The organism is Kaistia defluvii, from assembly GCF_026343955.1.
Lineage (GTDB): Bacteria > Pseudomonadota > Alphaproteobacteria > Rhizobiales > Kaistiaceae > Kaistia > Kaistia defluvii.
Map to the genome: position 1 here is coordinate 269,101 of NZ_JAPKNI010000005.1, position 17,003 is coordinate 286,103.

At 65.3% G+C, this 17,003-nt stretch carries 17 protein-coding genes; 12 read left to right on the forward strand and 5 right to left on the reverse strand.

The annotated features are described in order from the left end of the window. Positions 1–20 precede the first annotated feature (20 nt). Positions 21–656 carry a GntR family transcriptional regulator gene (locus tag OSH10_RS14965; RefSeq protein WP_266332640.1) on the reverse strand — a complete coding sequence of 212 codons (636 nt, stop codon included), beginning with the start codon at positions 654–656 and terminating at the stop codon, positions 21–23. A 136-nt stretch (positions 657–792) separates the two neighbouring features. On the opposite strand from OSH10_RS14965, the gene OSH10_RS14970 reads away from it, so the two are divergent. From OSH10_RS14970 to OSH10_RS15015, 10 genes are all read left to right on the forward strand, one after another. Further along, positions 793–1,929 carry a mandelate racemase/muconate lactonizing enzyme family protein gene (locus OSH10_RS14970; protein WP_266332641.1) on the forward strand — a complete coding sequence of 379 codons (1,137 nt, stop codon included), beginning with the start codon at positions 793–795 and terminating at the stop codon, positions 1,927–1,929. Positions 1,930–2,000: 71 nt separating this feature from the next. Next, a complete protein-coding gene (locus OSH10_RS14975; RefSeq protein ID WP_266332642.1) occupies positions 2,001–3,278 on the forward strand; it encodes an ABC transporter substrate-binding protein in 1,278 nt (425 codons plus the stop codon). A gap of 211 nt (positions 3,279–3,489) precedes the next feature. Next, positions 3,490–4,419 (forward strand): carbohydrate ABC transporter permease, encoded by a 930-nt coding sequence (locus OSH10_RS14980; protein ID WP_266332643.1) that lies wholly within the window; start codon positions 3,490–3,492, stop codon positions 4,417–4,419. Positions 4,420–4,429: 10 nt separating this feature from the next. Continuing rightward, positions 4,430–5,263, forward strand: a complete 834-nt coding sequence (locus OSH10_RS14985; protein ID WP_266332644.1) for a carbohydrate ABC transporter permease — start codon at positions 4,430–4,432, stop codon at positions 5,261–5,263. A 163-nt stretch (positions 5,264–5,426) separates the two neighbouring features. Next, entirely contained in the window at positions 5,427–5,756 is a 330-nt protein-coding gene (locus OSH10_RS14990; RefSeq protein WP_266332645.1) for an L-rhamnose mutarotase, read from the forward strand. Positions 5,757–5,987: 231 nt separating this feature from the next. Next, positions 5,988–6,362, forward strand: coding sequence for a hypothetical protein (locus OSH10_RS14995; RefSeq protein WP_266332646.1), 375 nt, complete (start codon positions 5,988–5,990; stop codon positions 6,360–6,362). Positions 6,363–6,395: 33 nt separating this feature from the next. After that, positions 6,396–9,248, forward strand: a complete 2,853-nt coding sequence (locus OSH10_RS15000; RefSeq protein ID WP_266332647.1) for a response regulator — start codon at positions 6,396–6,398, stop codon at positions 9,246–9,248. After that, the gene (locus OSH10_RS15005; RefSeq protein WP_266332649.1) at positions 9,245–10,210 is read left to right on the forward strand and encodes a diguanylate cyclase; all 966 of its coding nucleotides are present in this window, start codon (positions 9,245–9,247) and stop codon (positions 10,208–10,210) included. Before OSH10_RS15000 ends, OSH10_RS15005 begins: the two co-directional genes overlap by 4 nt. Positions 10,211–10,291: 81 nt before the next feature. Beyond that, a complete protein-coding gene (locus OSH10_RS15010; protein WP_266332650.1) occupies positions 10,292–11,035 on the forward strand; it encodes an SDR family oxidoreductase in 744 nt (247 codons plus the stop codon). Positions 11,036–11,097: 62 nt separating this feature from the next. Continuing rightward, positions 11,098–11,730, forward strand: coding sequence for a GNAT family N-acetyltransferase (locus tag OSH10_RS15015; protein ID WP_266332651.1), 633 nt, complete (start codon positions 11,098–11,100; stop codon positions 11,728–11,730). Between the two features lie 75 nt (positions 11,731–11,805). Here the strand turns inward: OSH10_RS15015 and OSH10_RS15020 are convergent, their stop codons facing one another. The 4 genes from OSH10_RS15020 to OSH10_RS15035 are packed head-to-tail and all read right to left on the reverse strand — an operon-like array spanning position 11,806 to position 15,036. Next, complete coding sequence (locus tag OSH10_RS15020) at positions 11,806–12,771, reverse strand: alpha/beta hydrolase (RefSeq protein WP_266332652.1); 966 nt, start codon at positions 12,769–12,771, stop codon at positions 11,806–11,808. Next, positions 12,758–13,405, reverse strand: a complete 648-nt coding sequence (locus OSH10_RS15025; RefSeq protein WP_266332653.1) for an RraA family protein — start codon at positions 13,403–13,405, stop codon at positions 12,758–12,760. Before OSH10_RS15025 ends, OSH10_RS15020 begins: the two co-directional genes overlap by 14 nt. 30 nt (positions 13,406–13,435) lie before the next feature. Continuing rightward, entirely contained in the window at positions 13,436–14,689 is a 1,254-nt protein-coding gene (locus tag OSH10_RS15030; RefSeq protein WP_266332655.1) for a UxaA family hydrolase, read from the reverse strand. Beyond that, a complete protein-coding gene (locus tag OSH10_RS15035; RefSeq protein ID WP_266332656.1) occupies positions 14,686–15,036 on the reverse strand; it encodes a UxaA family hydrolase in 351 nt (116 codons plus the stop codon). The genes OSH10_RS15030 and OSH10_RS15035 overlap by 4 nt, the downstream gene beginning before the upstream one ends. A 120-nt stretch (positions 15,037–15,156) precedes the next feature. Between OSH10_RS15035 and OSH10_RS15040 the strand changes: the two genes are divergently transcribed. Both OSH10_RS15040 and OSH10_RS15045 read left to right on the forward strand, forming a co-directional pair. Continuing rightward, positions 15,157–15,837 carry a GntR family transcriptional regulator gene (locus OSH10_RS15040; protein ID WP_266332657.1) on the forward strand — a complete coding sequence of 227 codons (681 nt, stop codon included), beginning with the start codon at positions 15,157–15,159 and terminating at the stop codon, positions 15,835–15,837. Positions 15,838–15,961: 124 nt separating this feature from the next. Further along, positions 15,962–16,978, forward strand: a complete 1,017-nt coding sequence (locus OSH10_RS15045; protein WP_266332658.1) for a sugar ABC transporter substrate-binding protein — start codon at positions 15,962–15,964, stop codon at positions 16,976–16,978. Positions 16,979–17,003: the final 25 nt, after the last annotated feature.

The following is a 17,003-nucleotide window of genomic DNA, read 5'->3' on the forward strand; positions in this document are numbered from 1 at the left end:
TCCCAAGCCCACAAAGAGAGCTAGAAAATCCCCAGCGTCCGCTGCAGCGCGTTGGAGAAATGCGTCTGCAACGCGGCTTCGGCGGCGTCGGCGTCACGGGCCTTGCAGGCTTCCAGCAGCACCAGATGCTCGCGCAGGGTCCGGAGCACGATCGGCGTCGTCAGCGTGCGATCGAGACGAATCAGCTGCAGATAATTGTGGACGCGGCGATAGGTCGATCCGACCAGGACATTGCCCAACGCGCCGATGATCTCGAAATGCAGGGCCGCGTCGATCGCCACGATTTCCGGTGCGATCGCCGGCGTGAAGCCTTTGCTTTCCAGTTCGGCGATGCCGCGATGATGCCGCTCGATCATCGCATCGAGCAATTCATGCGATGCCGTCTCGGCGAAGACGCGGACCGCGGGGCGCTCCAGGATCGAGCGGAACTGATAGGTATTCCGCGCAAATTCGAAGTCCGCCTTCATGAAGCGGATGCCGGAGCGCGGATGGATCGTCAGCAATCCTTCCGTCTGCAGCACGCGCAGCGCATCGCGCAACGGCGCGACCGGCACGCCGACCAGCTTGACCAGATCGTTCTGCGAGACGAAGGCGCCGGCCGGCAATTCCCGTCCGAACAGCATGTCGAGAATACGCTCATACGCCAGCTCGCTCAACGAAACGGTGACACTGTCGGCGACCCGCTCGACCGGCTCGGGCGCGCCGGCGTCTTGCGATACAATCGGATCTGATCTATCAGATCGGTTACGTGACATATCAACACTCTCATTTGATCGATTAGGCGAGCATAGCATGCGCATCGTGGATTTTCGAATTGTCCGTTTCCAGTTCGCCCGCGACCGTGTCATCGGCGACAGTCAGGTCCGCATCGCCCATGCCCATGTCGCGACGCTGGAGCTGATCACCGACACCGGCCTGGTCGGACTGGGCTTCTGCGCCTCGCTGTTCAACCCGCTGCCGTCGCAGGCCGAGATCGAGCGCATCTTCCGCGCCGAGATCTGGCCGGGCCTTGAAGGCCAGGAGCCGGCGGGGCTCGTCCACCGCGTTCGCCGCCCGCGCGGTGGCAACATCCGCGGCGCCTCGCTGCCCTTCGGCGAAGGCGTCGACCAGGCGCTGTGGGACCTGACCGCCAAGGAAGTGAAGATGCCGCTCTGGAAGCTTCTCGGCGGCACCAAGTCGCGCGTGAAGGCCTATGCCAGCGGCCTCGACTATCACCTGTCGGACGAGGATTTCTGCGCCCTGTTCGAGCATGCGGCGTCGGTCGGCTACAAATCCTTCAAGATCAAGGTCGGCCACCCGGACATCGAGCGCGACCTGCACCGGCTCGAATTGCTGGTGAAGACCGTCGGCAAGCCCGAGGCGATCATGATCGACGCCAATGAAGGCTGGTCGCCGCAGCAGACGGTCCGCAACATGAACAAGATCAAGGATGCCGGTTTCGACATCCTGTGGATCGAGGATCCCTGCCTTCGCTACGATTTCGAGGGCCTGAAGATGATCCGCCAGGGCTGCCCGTTCACGCTCGTCAATTCTGGCGAGTATTTCGACGCCCATGGCAAGCGCCAGTTGATCGAAGCGCGCGGCACCGACATGATCAACGTGCACGGCTTCGTGTCGGAGGTGATGCGCATCGGCTGGCTGGCGGCCGAGCACGGCATCCCGGTCAGCCTCGGCAATTCGTTCCTCGAGATCGGCGTCAACATGGCGATCGCCCTGCCCGAGGTCGAATGGCTCGAATACTCGTTCCAGAATTTCGACCATCTGGTCGAGCAGCCCTTCGAGATCCGCGACGGCTGGATCCATGCGCATGACCGCCCGGGCCACGGCCTGGTGCTGGCGGAATCCGCGCGCAGCGACTGGGCGGTTCCCGACGTGATGGCCAATGACGATCTGCCGGCCGGTCCCGTCAACACGCGCCTGCCGCACTGAGTTTTGAGGGACCCAAAGCCGCGCTCGCCGGCTTTGGGTGGGGAGAGATCTGCGAGGGAGGAGACACAGACATGAAGACGACGAACCGGATCCTGCGCGCCGGCACGATGCTCGCCACCGCGCTTGTCATGACGCTCGGCGTGGCGACATCCGCCAAGGCCGATACGACCCTGACCGTCTGGGACTGGAAGTCGGGCGATCCGACGACGGCTCCCTATTTCGAGAAGGTGAAGACCGATTTCGAGGCCGCCCATCCCGGCGTGACCGTGAAGTTCGTCATGCAGCCGCATGACCAGTATTACACGCTGCTCGGCACGGCGATCGCCGCCAGCCAGGGCCCGGACGTCGTGCTCGTGCATGGCGGTTCACAGGCCAAGGAGCGCATCGCCGCCTTCTCGAAGCTCGACGACAAGATCGCCGACATCAAGACGCGTGTCGCCGGCTGGGACGAATTCGCCGGCCCCGATGGCAGCGCCTATGCCGTGCCGATCTCGATCCAGGGTCTGGCGGTCTATTACAACAAGGAACTCTACAAGAAGGCCGGCCTCGATCCCGAGGCCACGCCCAAGAGCTGGGCCGAGCTGGAGGCGATCTGCGCCAAGCTGAAGGCCGCCGGCACGACCTGCTTCGCGCTCGGCAACAAGGAGGGCTTCGGCGCCGACTTCTTCTATTCCGCCGCCGCCGCCAACGCGCTGACCGCGGAGCAGCAGGCCGCCTGGACCGCTGGCGACCTGAAGTGGTCGAGCCCGGAAATCAAGGCGATCGTCCAGAAGTGGGTCGATACCCAGAAGGACGGCTGGTACGCGGAAGGCGCCAACTCGACCGCCAAGTTCATGGACGAATACCAGAGCTTCGAGCGCGGCGAGAACGCCAACACGATCGGCCTGCTGTCGGATGTCGCGCACTGGAAGGAATTCGATGAATTCCTCGAGCCGCAGAATGTCGGCGTCTTCGTCATGCCGCCGGTCACCGCCAGCGTGAACGACAAGCTGCGCATGCCGCTTGCCGGCGGCATCGGCTATGCCGTGACCAAGTTCTCGCCGAACCAGGACCTCGCCGTCGAGCTCGCCAAGAGCTTCACCGCGACGCCCGCGATGCAGGTGTTCTTCGAGGCGGCCGGCGCGGTTCCCTCGGATACGGCCGTCGATACGTCGAAGGTCGAGAGCCCCTCGGCCAAGATCGTGCTGGGTTCGCTTTCGGACGGGGCGCCGCTGCTGCACAACAACACGTCCACGGCCGAGACCGAGGAATGGCATCGCCAGAGCCAGATGCTGTTCACGGGCGAGACCACGGTCGACAAGGCCGTCGCCCGCCTCGACGAAGTCCAGGCCCAGGCGAAGAAGAAGTAGTCCTTCTTCGAAATTGCTCCGCATTCCAACCACTCCGACGTCATCCCGGGCTTGACCCGGGATCCATACAACCACGGCCCCAGGCGACTTGGGCTGCATGGATCCCCGCTTTCGCGGGGATGACGGCCATGGGTTGCCCGCGCGAGCCAAACGACATTCCGGACGAATTGCCTCGCCCGGAATCTCTCTATCGGATGACCAGAGGCCTCGCATGACCCAGACCCTGACCGCCAAGGACAGCAAGAGCACGGCCAAGGCCGTTTCGCGCCCAAAATCCGGCGGCCACAATGCCGAGCGCCTCGCCTATCTGTTCGTGCTGCCGGCTTTGGCGCTGGTCGTGGTGTTCCGCATCATCCCGCTGATCTGGGGCCTCGGCTATTCCTTCACCGATTATGACGGCATGTCGGCGCCGCGCTTCGTCGGGCTCGACAACTATATCGGCATCGCGCATGACCCGGTCTTCCTCGACAGCCTGGTCAACATGCTGATCCTGCTGGCGACGCTGCCGATCTGGATCGGCCTGCCGCTGGTGCTGGCCATCCTGATCCATCAGGGCGTGCCGGGCGGCAAGCTGTTCCGCGCCGTCTATTTCTTCCCGGCCGTGCTCTCCTCCGTCATCGTCGGCGCGATCTTCAACGTGCTGCTGCGCTATGACGGCTCATTCAACCTGTTCCTGAAAGCGATGGGCTTCTCCGCCGTCGACTGGCTCGGCAATTCGTCGACGGCCCTGTTCAGCCTGATCGCGGTGCAGCTCTGGGCGACCTTCGGCATGAGCCTGCTGATCTTCATCGCCGGCCTCTCGACCGTCTCGGCCGAAATGCTCGAAGCCGCCAAGCTCGACGGCGCCAAGCTGCTGCAGACCTGGTGGTACATCGTCATTCCGTCGATCCGGCCGATCATCGAATTCGCCGCCGTGGTCACCACGATCGGCATGCTGACCTCGATGTTCGGGCTGATCTACGTGCTGACCGCCGGCGGCCCGGGCACCTCGACCATCCTGCCGGAATTCCTGATCTGGCTCGAGCAGGGCAAGATGAACCGCCCCGGCTATGCGAGCGCGATCTCGATGGTGCTGTTCCTGATGATGGCCGGCCTCGCCGCCATCCAGATCCGCATCATGTCCCGCAACGCCGACATCTAGGGCCCGCGCCATGGCAGCCGTTCAGACCCGCGAGAAGCGCATTCTCTGGATCCTCTCGATCCCGATGGCGCTGCTCGCCCTCTCCGCCGTCTATCCCGTCTATTTCACGATCAACGCCGCGCTGAAGACCCGAAAGGGCTATGTGCTCGATCGCTTCGGCCTGACGACCGACCCGACCTTCGTCAACTTCTCGCAGGCCTGGAACCAGTCGCGCCTGTCGGAATATTTCACCAATTCCGTCGTCGTCACGGTCGGCGCCGTGATCGCTCTGCTGGTGGTCGCCTCGATGGCCGGCTTCGCCCTCGCCATCCTGCGCTTCCGTGGCCGCAAGATCATCTTCATCACCATCCTGGTGTCGCTGATGATCCCGGTGCAGGTGGTGCTGGTGCCGTTCTATCGCACGATGATCGGCCTCAACCTGATCGACAGCCGGCCGGGCCTGATCATCGCCTATACGGCGTTCTTCCTGCCGTTCAGCGTCTACCTGATGACCGCTTTCTATGCCCGCCTGCCGCGCGAACTGTTCGAGGCGGCGCAGATCGACGGCGCCAATCTGCTCCGGGTCTGGTGGCACATCATGCTGCCGATGGGGAAGCCGGCGCTGGTGACGCTGGGCATCCTCAACACGCTCTATTGCTGGAACGACGTGCTGATCTCGCTGCTGGTGCTGCAGGACCAGCGCACCCTGATGGTCGGCATCGCGGCGCTCCGGGGCGAATACACCACCAACGTGCCGCTGCTCGCCGCCGGCATCTGCCTGGCCGCCGCGCCGATCGTCCTGATCTACGTCATCTTCCAGCGCCAGATCGTCAACGGCATCGCGGTGGGCGCGGTGAAGGGGTAGCCCCTTCATCCCGTGCTCGCCATCATCCCGGGCGGAGCGCAGCGGAGACCCGGGACCCATTCAGCCGGGTTTTCAGGCCTAAGGCTCCGGCCTCAGGCTGTATGGATCCCCGCCTTCGCGGGGATGACGCCAAGTTGAAACCTCAAGAAAGCAGGATCCAGAAATGCAGCGCATGGGCATGGTGATCGGCGTGAAGCCGGGGGCGATCGCGGAATACAAGCGGCTGCATGCGACCGGCTCGGCCGAGGTCAACGCGCTGCTCTCGGCCTGCGGCGTGAGGAACTATTCGATCTATCTGCGCGAGCCGGAAAACCTGCTGTTCGGCTATTGGGAATATCAAGGCGCCGACTGGCCGGCCGATGCGGCCCGCCTCGACAAGGAGCCTGCGATCCGGGCCTGGCTCGGCCAGACCGATCCCTGCCAGCAGCCCCTCGCCTCGGCCGGGCCGGGCGAATGGTGGTCTTCCATGGAAGAAGTCTTCCACCTCGACTGAGGCACGGCTCGTCTTCCCGGCCCCGGCTTCATGCGGATGCGAAAGCGAATCGCACCCGTGTCACTCCGAGCCCGCTCCACTTCTTGCGCTCGCGCTCCACAACCAGCGCGAAGGCTTTCGCGCGCATCCCGGACGGATTGCAACCCAGACCCGCAGCCTCGTTGCGTCAACCGTGCTGCCGGTCCGGATCGAGCGCCATGGCTATTGATCTCTTAGGGTTAACCGGGTTCTATGCGGCCGCATTCGCTCCGATGGGGGGACGAGATTTCTGGTCGGCTTGGCGCACAGTCTTCCGAACGCGGTAGCTGGCTGGATCTGATCCCAGCCGGCCTGCTTCTGGTTGCAAGCGCGATCGCAATTTTTCTCAGCACGCTGACTGCGGACGCCGGCAGCCAGGAAGTCGCCGTGGTCGCGCCGCTCTGGTCGAACGCGGCGGAAACCGCCGGGATCGTGGCGCGCGCCGGCGGCAGCATCGTCGCAAGCGCCGGATTGTCCAATGTGATCATCGCCCACTCGGACAATCCGGACTTCATCTCGACGCTTTATCGCTCCGGCGCATGGCTCGTCCTCGACGCCGTCAAGCTGCGTGGCTGCTTCTCCCTCTAGGCGACTTACCCAGATCGTTTCAAGGATTTCCGGATGGCCGAACTCGACAGGTTGCGACACAGGTTTGGCTTGTTCCTGGTCTTCCTGATCTGGGCGCATGTCCCGTTCGTCGCCTTCGTGGCGTGGTGGATCGATCGCGGCATCGTCGCGCCGACGCTGGTCGCCATCCTGCTGGCGGCAGCGCTGCAGGTGTCGTGGACGCTGCGAGGGCCCGCGCCGGTGACGCGCTATGTCTCCGCCGTCGCCCTGATGGGCCAGCCGGCGCTGCTGGTGTTCATGTTCTCGGGCCATCCATGGCAGATGGACATGCACATGTACTTCTTCGCGACGCTGGCGCTGGTGATCGGCTGGTGCGACTGGCGCCCCGTCGTCGTCGCCGCCATCGCGGTCGCCGTTCATCACCTGATGCTCAATTTCGTCTTCCCCTATGCGGTGTTCCCGCTCGGCGCCGACCTGCCCCGCGTCTATCTGCACGCCGCGATCGTCGCTTTCCAGACCGTCGTTCTGGTCTGGCTCAGCGTACGGCTGGTCGCCAGCTTCCGCCGTATCAAGGCGATGAGCGACGAGATCGTTCTGGCCAACGAGATGCTGGAGCAGAAGGTGGCCGAGCGCACGCGCGAGGCCAATGCGGCGAACATCGCCAAGAGCCTGTTCCTGGCCAATATGAGTCACGAGATCCGCACGCCGATGAACGCCATCCTCGGCTTCAGCCATCTGGCGCTGCGCACCGAGATGACGCCGAAGCAGGCGGATTATGTCAGCAAGATCAAGGCGGCCAGCACTGCGTTGCTGGCGCTGATCAACGACATTCTCGACTTCTCCAAGATCGAGGCGGGCATGCTCTCGCTGGAGAACACCCATTTCAAGATCCGCGAGACGATCGAGAACGCTACGTCCATCTCCGCCGTCAAGGCGGCCGAGAAGGGCGTCGATATCCGCATCAACATCGACGACAACGTGCCGACCACCCTGCTCGGCGATGCGCTGCGGCTGAACCAGATCCTTCTCAACCTGGTCTCCAACGCGGTGAAGTTCACCGAGCGCGGCGGCGTCATCGTATCCATCCGTGCGCTGGAGAAGCGGGAGCGCAGGCTTGTCCTCGAAGTCGCCATCCGCGATACCGGCATCGGCATGACGCCGGAACAGCAGCGCCTGCTGTTCCGGTCGTTCAGCCAGGCCGACAGCTCCATGACGCGCAAGTTCGGCGGCACGGGGCTCGGCCTCGCCATCAGCAAGCAGCTGGTCGAGCTGATGGGCGGCTCGATCCACGTCGAAAGCGCGGCAGGCGCCGGCAGCACCTTCACCTTCACCGTGCAGATGGAGGAAGGCGACGCGCAACTGCTGGCCGAGGCGGCCGATGTCGAGACGTTGCGCGGGCTCCGCGTGCTGATCGCCGACGACAACCCGGCCTCGCGCGAGATCCTGCATTCGGTGTTCGAGGGCTGGTCGGTGCAGGCAGATCTGGTGGCCTCCGGCACCGAGGCGATCGCGCTGCTCGAAGCGGCCGAGGCGCGCGGCGTCTCCTACGATCTGATGCTGATCGACTGGAAGATGCCCGGCCTGGACGGCATCGAATCCGTCGAGGCGATGCGCAGCAGCGAGACGCTGACCCGCCTGCCGACCATCATGATGGTCAGCGCCTATGCGCGCGAGGAGGCGATGGAGAGCGCCAGCGAGGCCGGGATTTCCGCCTTCCTCGTCAAGCCGATCGACACGGCGCTGCTGCTGGCCGAGATAACCCGGCTGATCGGCGCTTCTTCCAGCGAGGAACCCGTCGCGACCTCCGCCGTCCAGTCCATTCCCATGGTCTCGCCGGAGTTGCGCGGCTCGCGCATCCTGCTGGTCGAGGACAACGAGATCAACAGCGAGGTGGCCATGGAGATTCTCACCGATGGCGGCCTCGTGGTGGAACTGGCCCCGAACGGCCGCATCGCCTGTGAAATGGCGCTCGACTCCGACAGGCGCTACGACCTCGTGCTGATGGACGTGCAGATGCCCGAGATGGACGGCATCGAGGCGACCAAGCGCATCCGCCAGACGATCCCGGCCGACCGACTGCCGATCCTCGCCATGACGGCGCATGCCTATGAGCAGGAGCGGCAGAACTGCTTCAACGCCGGCATGAACGATCATGTCGCCAAGCCGGTAGACCCGGCGACGCTGATGCGCGCGCTGGAGCGCTGGCTGAAGCCTCGCAAGCCCGAGGGCACCGCCGCGACGGCGGCCACGGACGCCCCTGCCCCGGCAGAAGCGCCTGCGGAGCTGCCCCCGGCGCTGCCGCCCTTCGATCTCGATACCGCCCTCGTGCGGGTCAACGGCAAGAAGGCGCTGCTGCGCAAGCTGATCCTCAGCTTCGCGACCAATTACGGCGACGTCATCGCCACGCTGAGGGCCGAGATCGCGGCCGACGGGTTCGACGATGCCCGGCGACTGGCGCATTCGCTCAAGGGGGTTTCCGGATCCCTGGAATTGCGTAAGGTAGCCGAAGCTTCTCGTCAGCTGGAGGATGCGATCGCGCATCGGGAACTGATGAATATCGAGGATCTCATCGAGCGCCTGGACGAGGCTTTGCAGCCGGCGCTGGACGCGGCCCGTTCGCTGACCTCCGCCGATGCATCGATCCCGACCGCTTCGGACGCGTGTCTCGATCCCGCATCGCGGGCGGAGGCCACACGACTGATCGGCGAACTGCGCCAGCAACTCGCCAAGCGCAGCATGCGCGCGCGCAAGACCTTCGAGGCGCTGGAAACAGCGCTGCAGGGAACACCGGAAGCGGCCCATCTCGGTCAGATCCGCGATCCGATCAGCCGGCTCGATTTCAGCAATGCCCTTGCGGGGCTGGACGCCGTCGAGCGTGAATTCGATATCAGGGAAGTGCAGAAGTGAGCGAGCGGCCGTCGATCCTGATCGTCGATGACGAGGTCAGCAATATCGAGATCCTGAGCGCCGTGCTCGAGGAGGATTACGATATCTACTTCGCGACCTCCGGAACCGAGGCGCTGGAGATCGCCCGTACCACCCTGCCCGACCTGATCCTGCTCGACGTGCTGATGCCGGGCATGGATGGCTACGAGGTCTGCGCGACGATCAAGGCCGATCCGCTGATCGCCGACGTTCCCGTCATCTTCACCACGGCGCTGGGCGACCAGGAGGCCGAGGTGAAAGGCCTGATGCTGGGCGCGATCGACTACATCACCAAGCCGATCCTGCCTGTCGTCGTGCAGGCGCGCGTGCGCAATCATCTCGACATGAAGCGGATGCGCGACGAACTGGCCGAGATGGCCGTTACCGACGCCCTGACCGGCCTCGGCAACCGCAGGCGGCTGGAACAGGCGCTGAACCAGGAAACCGCGCGCCTGTCGCGTACAGGCGGCCAGCTCTCCGTCATCATCCTCGACATCGATTTCTTCAAGAAGTTCAACGATCTCTACGGTCACACCGCCGGCGACCGCTGCCTCACCATGGTGGCGGCGGCGCTCAACCGCGCCGTCCACCACGCCAGCGATGTGACGATCCGCTATGGCGGCGAGGAATTCGCCTGCGTGCTGCCCGAGATCGAACATCTTGAAGCGATGGAGATCGCACTGGGCATCCGCGACCGCGTGCAGGCGCTCGGCATCCCGCATTCCGGTTCCGACGCCTCGCCCTACGTCTCGGTCAGCCTCGGCGTCGCGACGGCGCCCTGCCTGCCAGGCAGCCAGCCCGAGGCCTGGATCAAGGCGGCCGATAAGCAGCTCTATGTCGCGAAGGCGGCCGGCCGCAACCTCGTCGAAGGCATCATTTTCGACGCCAAGGAAACACTGTCGGCCGCCACCGCCGGGCGGATGAACGAAGACGACGATTCATAAGTCGGGAGACAATCCCCACGGGCTGTGCTTCGATCGACACAGCCCGCATCGAATCCCAGAGACGGGCGTCATTTCGGGAGGATGATTGTGGGAGTAATACTCGTCACGGGCGCGTCGCGCGGACTTGGTGCAGCGATCGCAAAGGGACTGGGCGCCGCCGGCTGGACGGTGGCCGTCAACTTCGCACATGACGACCGGGGCGCCGGCAGCGTCGTCGACGCCATCACCAGCGCGGGCGGCAAGGCCGCCGCCTTCAAGTTCGACGTCACCGACAAGGCCAGCGTTCGCCACGGCATCGCCGAGATCGACCGCCAGATCGGTCCTGTCGACGTGATCGTCAACAATGCCACCGGCCCGCAGCCGCTGATCCCGATCGAGGAACAGACCTGGGACGACCATCTCGACCAGCTTCGCTTCTTCGTCAAGGCGCCGCTCCTCCTGCTTCAGGCGGTGCTGCCGGACTGGCGGGCTCGCCATGCCGGCCGCGTCATCCACATCGGCTCGGAAGTGGTCGACATGGGCAACCCGCAATTCGGTCACTACGTCGCCGCCAAGGCCGCGATGGTCGGACTGACGCGCTCCTGGGCGCGCGAATTGGGGCCCGAGGGCATCACCGTCAATCTCGTCGCGCCGGGCTTCATTCCCGTCGAGCGCCATGCCGAAACCCTGGTCGAGGAGCTCGAGGATTACCGCCGCCTGGTGCCGCTTGGCCACCAGGGCGTGCCGGAGGACATCGCCGGGATCGTCACCTTCCTGGCCTCGCCTGCGGCCGATTTCATCACCGGCCAGACGTTCGCCGTGAATGGTGGGCGCACCCTGGCCTGATCGCCCTCGACAATCGCGGCCGGGAGGTTTCCCGGCCGTTGTCCTCCGCCGACGGAACCGACATGACGACCCTGACCCGCGATGATTTCCGCTTGCGCCCGGCTGACCTCGCCGACATGCCGGCCGTCTACCGGGTCTGCCTCAAGACCGGCAATGCCGGCCAGGACGCGACGGATCGCGAGGACGACCCGGACGCGCTCGGCCACATGTTCATCGGCCCCTATCTGGTGCTGCAACCGGATTTCGCCTTCGTGCTCGACGGGCCGAAGGGCGTCGCCGGCTATGTCATGGGTGCGCTCGACACGCCGGATTTCTACCTGCGCATGGAGCGCGACTGGCTATCGCGGATCCGCGCCCGCGTGAGGGATCCGGGCGATGACGAAAGCCGCTGGTTAGGCAGCGACTGGGTGCGTCGGCTGATCCACCGGCCGCCCTATCTCTATCCGCCGGCCCTGCACCCCTACCCTTCGCATGGCCATGTCGACTTCCTGCCCGAGGCGCGCGGCCTCGGCTGGGGCAGGTCGGGCTTCGAGCATCTGATGACGGCGCTCGCGGAAGCCGGCTCGCCCGGCATGCATCTCGACGTCAGCCCGCACAACCATTCGGCCATCGCGTTCTACCGCAAGCTCGGCTTCGCCCCGGTCATCTCCGACGAACTGCCGGCCGGCGGCCTAACCATGGCGCGGCGGTTTTAGGATCAAGCAAGACCCTCACCCTACCCTCTCCCGCCGGCGGGAGAGGGTTGGGGTGAGGGTCTTCTTTAGATCAGATCACCCCAGCGACTTCATCCAGTCCGCCACCGCCTCATAGGTTGCCAGCGTTGCCGGCGGCGGGTTGGGGGCGCCGATGAAGCCGTGGTTGACGCCCTCGACATGCAGATAGGTCGTCGCCACGCCGGCCGATTTCAGCCGCGCGGCGAACAGCGCGCCGTCCTCCGCCAGCACGTCATAGGCCGCGGTGATGACGAGCGTCGGCGGGAAGCCGGAAAGGTCGGCAAGCTCGGCGGTGAGCGGCGAGCAGCGCGGATCATTCCAATCGGCCGGATCGGGCGCGTAGAGGTCGCGGAACCAGATCATGTCCGCCTCGGACAGGCCGACCGAGCCATCGCCGAACGCCTCGTAGGAGACGCCCGCCCCGATCGCTGTCATGTCGGTGACGGGATAGAAGGCGACCAGCCCGGCGAGATCGGGACCGCGGCCATCGCGGCCGGCCAGTATCGCGGCAATCGCCAGCGTCGCCCCGGCGCTGTCGCCGGCGAGGAAGATGCGTTCGGGATCGACACCCAGTTCGGCGGCCCGCCCGACGAGATCGACCACGGCCGCGAAGGCGTCGTTCGCGCCGGCCGGAAACGGCGCTTCCGGCGCCAGCCGGTAGTTGACCGACACGACCAGCGCGCCGGTCGCATTGACCAGGCGGCGGGCGTTGCGGTCATGCGTATCGTAGCTGCCCAGCACGAAGCCGCCGCCATGCAGATAGACGATCAACGGCGGCTGTTCCGCGCTGGCTTCGGGGCGGTAAATCCTGGCCGAAAGCGGCCCTTCGGCGCCGGCAACCGTCGTTTCCTCGATGCCGGCGACTTCCGGCTGACCGCTGGTGTTCGCCTGCATTGCCTCGAACAGCGCCTTCGCCGCTTCGGGCCCGATATCGGGGAAAGCCGGCCGGGTCTGGCGCGCCTTCACCCCCTCGGCGAGCAGCGGGTGCAACGGCTCGACCGCCACGAAATCAGAATTTTCCATGCTTCAGATATGCCTGTTGCGGATCGGTGCCGGCGAGGATCGCCTTGCGAACGAGGTTTTCGGTCGAGATCGCCGTCTCGGCGCGCTCGACGACTTCGAGAAGATATTGCGCCGGAATACGGACGAGACCATCCCGGTCGCCGAGAAAATAGTCGCCGGGGCGGATGTCGATGCCGCCGATGACGATCGGCACGTCGGTCGCGACCGGCAGCCAGTGTCCGACGATATCACGCGGCGTGAAGCCACGGCACCAGGTCTGGAAGCCCATTTCGAGCAAGAAATTGGTATCGCGGATGAAGCCGTCGACGATCGCGCCGCGCACGCCCTTGTTCTTCAGCGTTTCGGCTGAAAGCTCGCCCATATGCGCGACGATGCGGTCGTTGGGCTGCGACACCCAGATCGAGCCGGAAGGCGCCTTGGAGAGCAGGCCGGTCCAGGCCAGAAGCGTCTCATGGCCATCCGCGTCCGGATCGGCGCGGCCCTCGATGGTGAAGGCCGGCCCGGCCAGTGCGCGCTCGGGCATGATCGGGCGCATCTCGGCCGGCAGCGTGAAATCGCGCAGTCCCATGGCGCGCATCACGTCATGCACGACGCCGGTATAGCAGGCCTCCAGGCGTGCGGTCAGATCGGTCAAAACATCCTCCCCGATGTCTCTATTTCCACGTCAGACCGGCAGGCAGGCCGGGCCGATCGGCTCGAAGCTCTTGTAGCCGAGCACGAATTCCTGATGCGCCAGTTCCTCCGACTTGGTGCGCTTGCCGCGCGCGAGGTCGATGACCAGGTCATGGATCTCGCGGCCGACCGCGTCGAGGCTGGCGCGGCCCTCGATGATCCGGCCGGCATCGACATCCATGTCGTCCTCCATCCGGCGATAGGTCTCGGGATTGGCGCAGATCTTCACCACCGGCGAGATCGCCGAGCCGACGACCGAGCCGCGGCCGGTGACGAACAGCACGGCATGGCTGCCGCAGGCGATCAGTTCGGCGATTTCGGCATTGTCGTTGATGTTGGGGAAGCCGAAGCGCACGTCGCCATCCGGCACCACGTCGAGCAGATAGAGCCCGCCATGCGGGGGCACGTCGCCCGGCTTGATCAGCCCGGAGATCGCCGAGGCGCCGGACTTCGCATAGGCGCCCATCGACTTTTCCTCGATGGTGGTGAGCCCGCCCTCGGCATTGCCGGCAGCGAACGAGCCATAGCCAAGCGTCGCGTAATAGCGCGCCGCCTTGGCGACGGACGCCTCCAGGATGGCGCCCAGTTCCGGCGTCACGGCGCGGGCCGCCATGATGTGCTCGCAGCCGATCAGTTCGCCGGTTTCCTCGAAGATGCAGGCCGCCCCCTCCTCGACGAACTGGTCGAAGGCGCGGCCGGCCGCCGGATTACCGGAAATGCCGGACGTGCCGTCCGAACCGCCGCACACCGTGCCGATGATCAGTTCGCTCGGATCCATTTCGACCGTCGACGCCTCGTCCAGAGCCGCGCGCTGCTCGGCGACGAAGGCCCTGCCCTCGGCCATCGATTTGCGCGTGCCACCGGCGGCCTGGATGACGATGGTCTTCACGGGCCGGCCGCTGTCGCGCACCTTCTTTTCCAGCGCGTATTTGTTGAAACTCTCGCAGCCGAGCGAGATCAGCAGCACCGCGCCGACATTGGGATGGGTGCAGAGGCGCTCCATCATCCGCTCGGCATAAGGGTTGGGATAGCAGCCGGGAAAGCCGATGACATGCACGTCGTGCTCGCGGAACGGGATCGCGATCTCGCGGGCGACGTGATGGGCGCATTCGACGAGATAGGCGACGACGACCGTGTTGCGGATGCCCTTGCGGCCATCGCTGCGCAGCCAGCCGCGCATGGTTTCCGTCTGGGCGACCCTGGATGGGACGGACGCCGCGGTCCCTGTGGCGACAGCCATGCTCATGCGCCTGCTCCCGGCTTGTCCGCGTCCATCAGATGATAGGTCGGCGTGTAGTCGCTCCTGACGTTGTGGACGTGGACCGGCGTGCCGATGGCGATCGATTCCGTCGCCGTGCCGATCGGCGCGCCATATTTGACGATCTTCTGGCCGGCCGCGATCGGGCGCCGCGCCAGCTTGTGGCCGAGCGGCAGGTCGGCGGCGAGCGTCACCTCGGCTCCCGCGACGAAAAGGGTCTCGCCGGCGCGGATCCGCGTCCGGGCGACCAGCACATTGTCCCCCTCGAAGAGCAAAAGCAGACGGCCGTCCGTCGCGCCCGCGACGGTTGCAAGGTCAGGCAAAGGGTTCGGCATGGCGATGGGGCTCTGCTCAAAAATCCCGCGTCTCCTTAACGCTGCTAGCCCATCGCCCGCCTAAATGAAACATAAAATTTTTTATTGCGTGGCGAGTAAATCCAAGCCTATCGTTGCGGCATGCCCAAGCTGAAACGCGCCACGCTCGCAGAACAGGCCTATGAGGAGTTGCGGAGCCAGATCGTCTCCGGACGCCTGCCGGCGGGCCAGCGCCTGCTCGCGGAGCAGCTTGCGGGAGAGCTCCTGATCAGCCAGACGCCGGTCAAGGAAGCGATCGCGATGCTGGAGCGCGACGGGCTCGTCGAGGGCACCGCGCGGCGCTCCTCCATCGTGCGTCGCTTCACCCCAGCCGCCATCGAGGAGATCTTCGAGGCGCGGATGCTGGTCGAGCTGGACGCCATCGCCAAGGGGATCGCGGCCGGCCGCGCCACGCCGGAATTCGTCGCCCGGCTGCGCGCCATCTTCGATGCGCACATGACCGAGGTCGCCAAGCAGAGTGACGAGGCGCTGGTCGATGCCATCCGCCTCGACCGCGAGTTCCACGAGCTGATCGTCCAGCTCGGCGCCAATGACACGATCGCCAGCTGGCATCGCGTCATCCAGCGCCAGACCCAGACGATCCGCAACTTCACGCTGAAGAGCTACACGCTGGAACGGACGCGGCAGGAGCATTCCGCGATCGTCGAGGCGGTGGCGGAAGGCGATGCCGAACAGGCGGTTTCGGCGCTCAAGGCCCATCTGGCCGCGAGCCGGGACGCCATGATGTCGCGCGCACCGGAGGATTTTCCGGTCCGCGCCTGAGGCGGACGACAGCCAAGGTGAAGCGCGATGTCGGAGGAGGACGTCGCCGCGGAAACGACAAACCGGATCAACCGGACGCTCCGCGGCACGGGACTGCGTGAATGAACCCGTGGGAGGAAACCACATGAAGATGCTGAAGAAGACTGCGCCGATTCTGGGCGCGGCAATGCTCGCGACCCTGCTCGGGGCCGGTGCGGCCAGGGCCGAGGGCGAGAAGGTGGCGGTCGATCTGACGACGCTGACCTCGCCGTTCTGGACTTCGTACAACAAGTACATCGTCGAGGAAGCGAAGAAGCAGGGCGTCGACCTGCTCGAGCCCTTTAATTCCGAGTTCGACACGGCCAAGCAGATCACCGGCGTCCAGAACGCGCTGTCGCTCGGCGCGAAGGGCATCATCTTCTCGCCGTTCGAATCCGCCGCCGCCGGCTCCGTGCTCAAGGCGGCCGAAAAGGCGGGCGCCAAGGTCGTGGCCGTCGACGTCGCGCCGGATGCCGGGCCCGTGGCGATCGTCGTGCGCGCCAACAACCTCGCCTATGGCGAGAAGGCCTGCAAATTCATCGGCGACAACGTCAAGGAAGGCCCCGTGGTCCAGATCATGGGCGACCAGGCCTCGATCAACGGACGCGATCGCGGCAACGGCTTCCGCGAGTGCATCACCAAGAACTATCCGAACCTGAAGCTGCTCGAAATCCCGACCAAGGCCTGGTCGGGTGAAGACGCCGCCGCCGGTCTCGACGCGCTGCTCAACGCGCAGCCCGACCTGAAGGCGATCTACATGCATGCCGGCGGCGTGTTCCTGGCGCCGACCCTGCAGACCCTCAAGCGCAAGAACCTGCTGAAGCCGGCCGGGGAAGAGGGCCACATCGTCATCGTCTCGAATGACGGCATCCCGCAGGAATTCGACGCCATCCGCAAGGGTGAGATCGACGCCACGGTTTCGCAGCCTGCCGATCTCTATGCCAAATACGGCATCCAGTATCTGAAGGAAGCGATGGCCGGAAAGACGTTTGCCGCCGGTCCGACCGACCACGACAGCACCATCCTCGAAGTGCGCCCCGGCGTGCTGGAGGACCAGCTCTCGGCGCCGCTCGTCACCAAGGAGAATGTCGACGACAAGAGCTTCTGGGGCAACCAGCTCTAAGCGCGTGATTTCGAACGAAATCATG

Coding starts and splice junctions, on each gene's coding strand:
- OSH10_RS14970 (WP_266332641.1), top strand. CDS start 793: ATGCGCATCGTGGATTTTCGAATTGTCCGTTTCCAGTTCGCCCGCGAC.
- OSH10_RS14975 (WP_266332642.1), top strand. CDS start 2,001: ATGAAGACGACGAACCGGATCCTGCGCGCCGGCACGATGCTCGCCACC.
- OSH10_RS14980 (WP_266332643.1), top strand. CDS start 3,490: ATGACCCAGACCCTGACCGCCAAGGACAGCAAGAGCACGGCCAAGGCC.
- OSH10_RS14985 (WP_266332644.1), top strand. CDS start 4,430: ATGGCAGCCGTTCAGACCCGCGAGAAGCGCATTCTCTGGATCCTCTCG.
- OSH10_RS14990 (WP_266332645.1), top strand. CDS start 5,427: ATGCAGCGCATGGGCATGGTGATCGGCGTGAAGCCGGGGGCGATCGCG.
- OSH10_RS14995 (WP_266332646.1), top strand. CDS start 5,988: ATGCGGCCGCATTCGCTCCGATGGGGGGACGAGATTTCTGGTCGGCTT.
- OSH10_RS15000 (WP_266332647.1), top strand. CDS start 6,396: ATGGCCGAACTCGACAGGTTGCGACACAGGTTTGGCTTGTTCCTGGTC.
- OSH10_RS15010 (WP_266332650.1), top strand. CDS start 10,292: ATGATTGTGGGAGTAATACTCGTCACGGGCGCGTCGCGCGGACTTGGT.
- OSH10_RS15015 (WP_266332651.1), top strand. CDS start 11,098: ATGACGACCCTGACCCGCGATGATTTCCGCTTGCGCCCGGCTGACCTC.
- OSH10_RS15020 (WP_266332652.1), bottom strand. CDS start 12,771: ATGGAAAATTCTGATTTCGTGGCGGTCGAGCCGTTGCACCCGCTGCTC.
- OSH10_RS15030 (WP_266332655.1), bottom strand. CDS start 14,689: ATGAGCATGGCTGTCGCCACAGGGACCGCGGCGTCCGTCCCATCCAGG.
- OSH10_RS15035 (WP_266332656.1), bottom strand. CDS start 15,036: ATGCCGAACCCTTTGCCTGACCTTGCAACCGTCGCGGGCGCGACGGAC.
- OSH10_RS15040 (WP_266332657.1), top strand. CDS start 15,157: ATGCCCAAGCTGAAACGCGCCACGCTCGCAGAACAGGCCTATGAGGAG.
- OSH10_RS15045 (WP_266332658.1), top strand. CDS start 15,962: ATGAAGATGCTGAAGAAGACTGCGCCGATTCTGGGCGCGGCAATGCTC.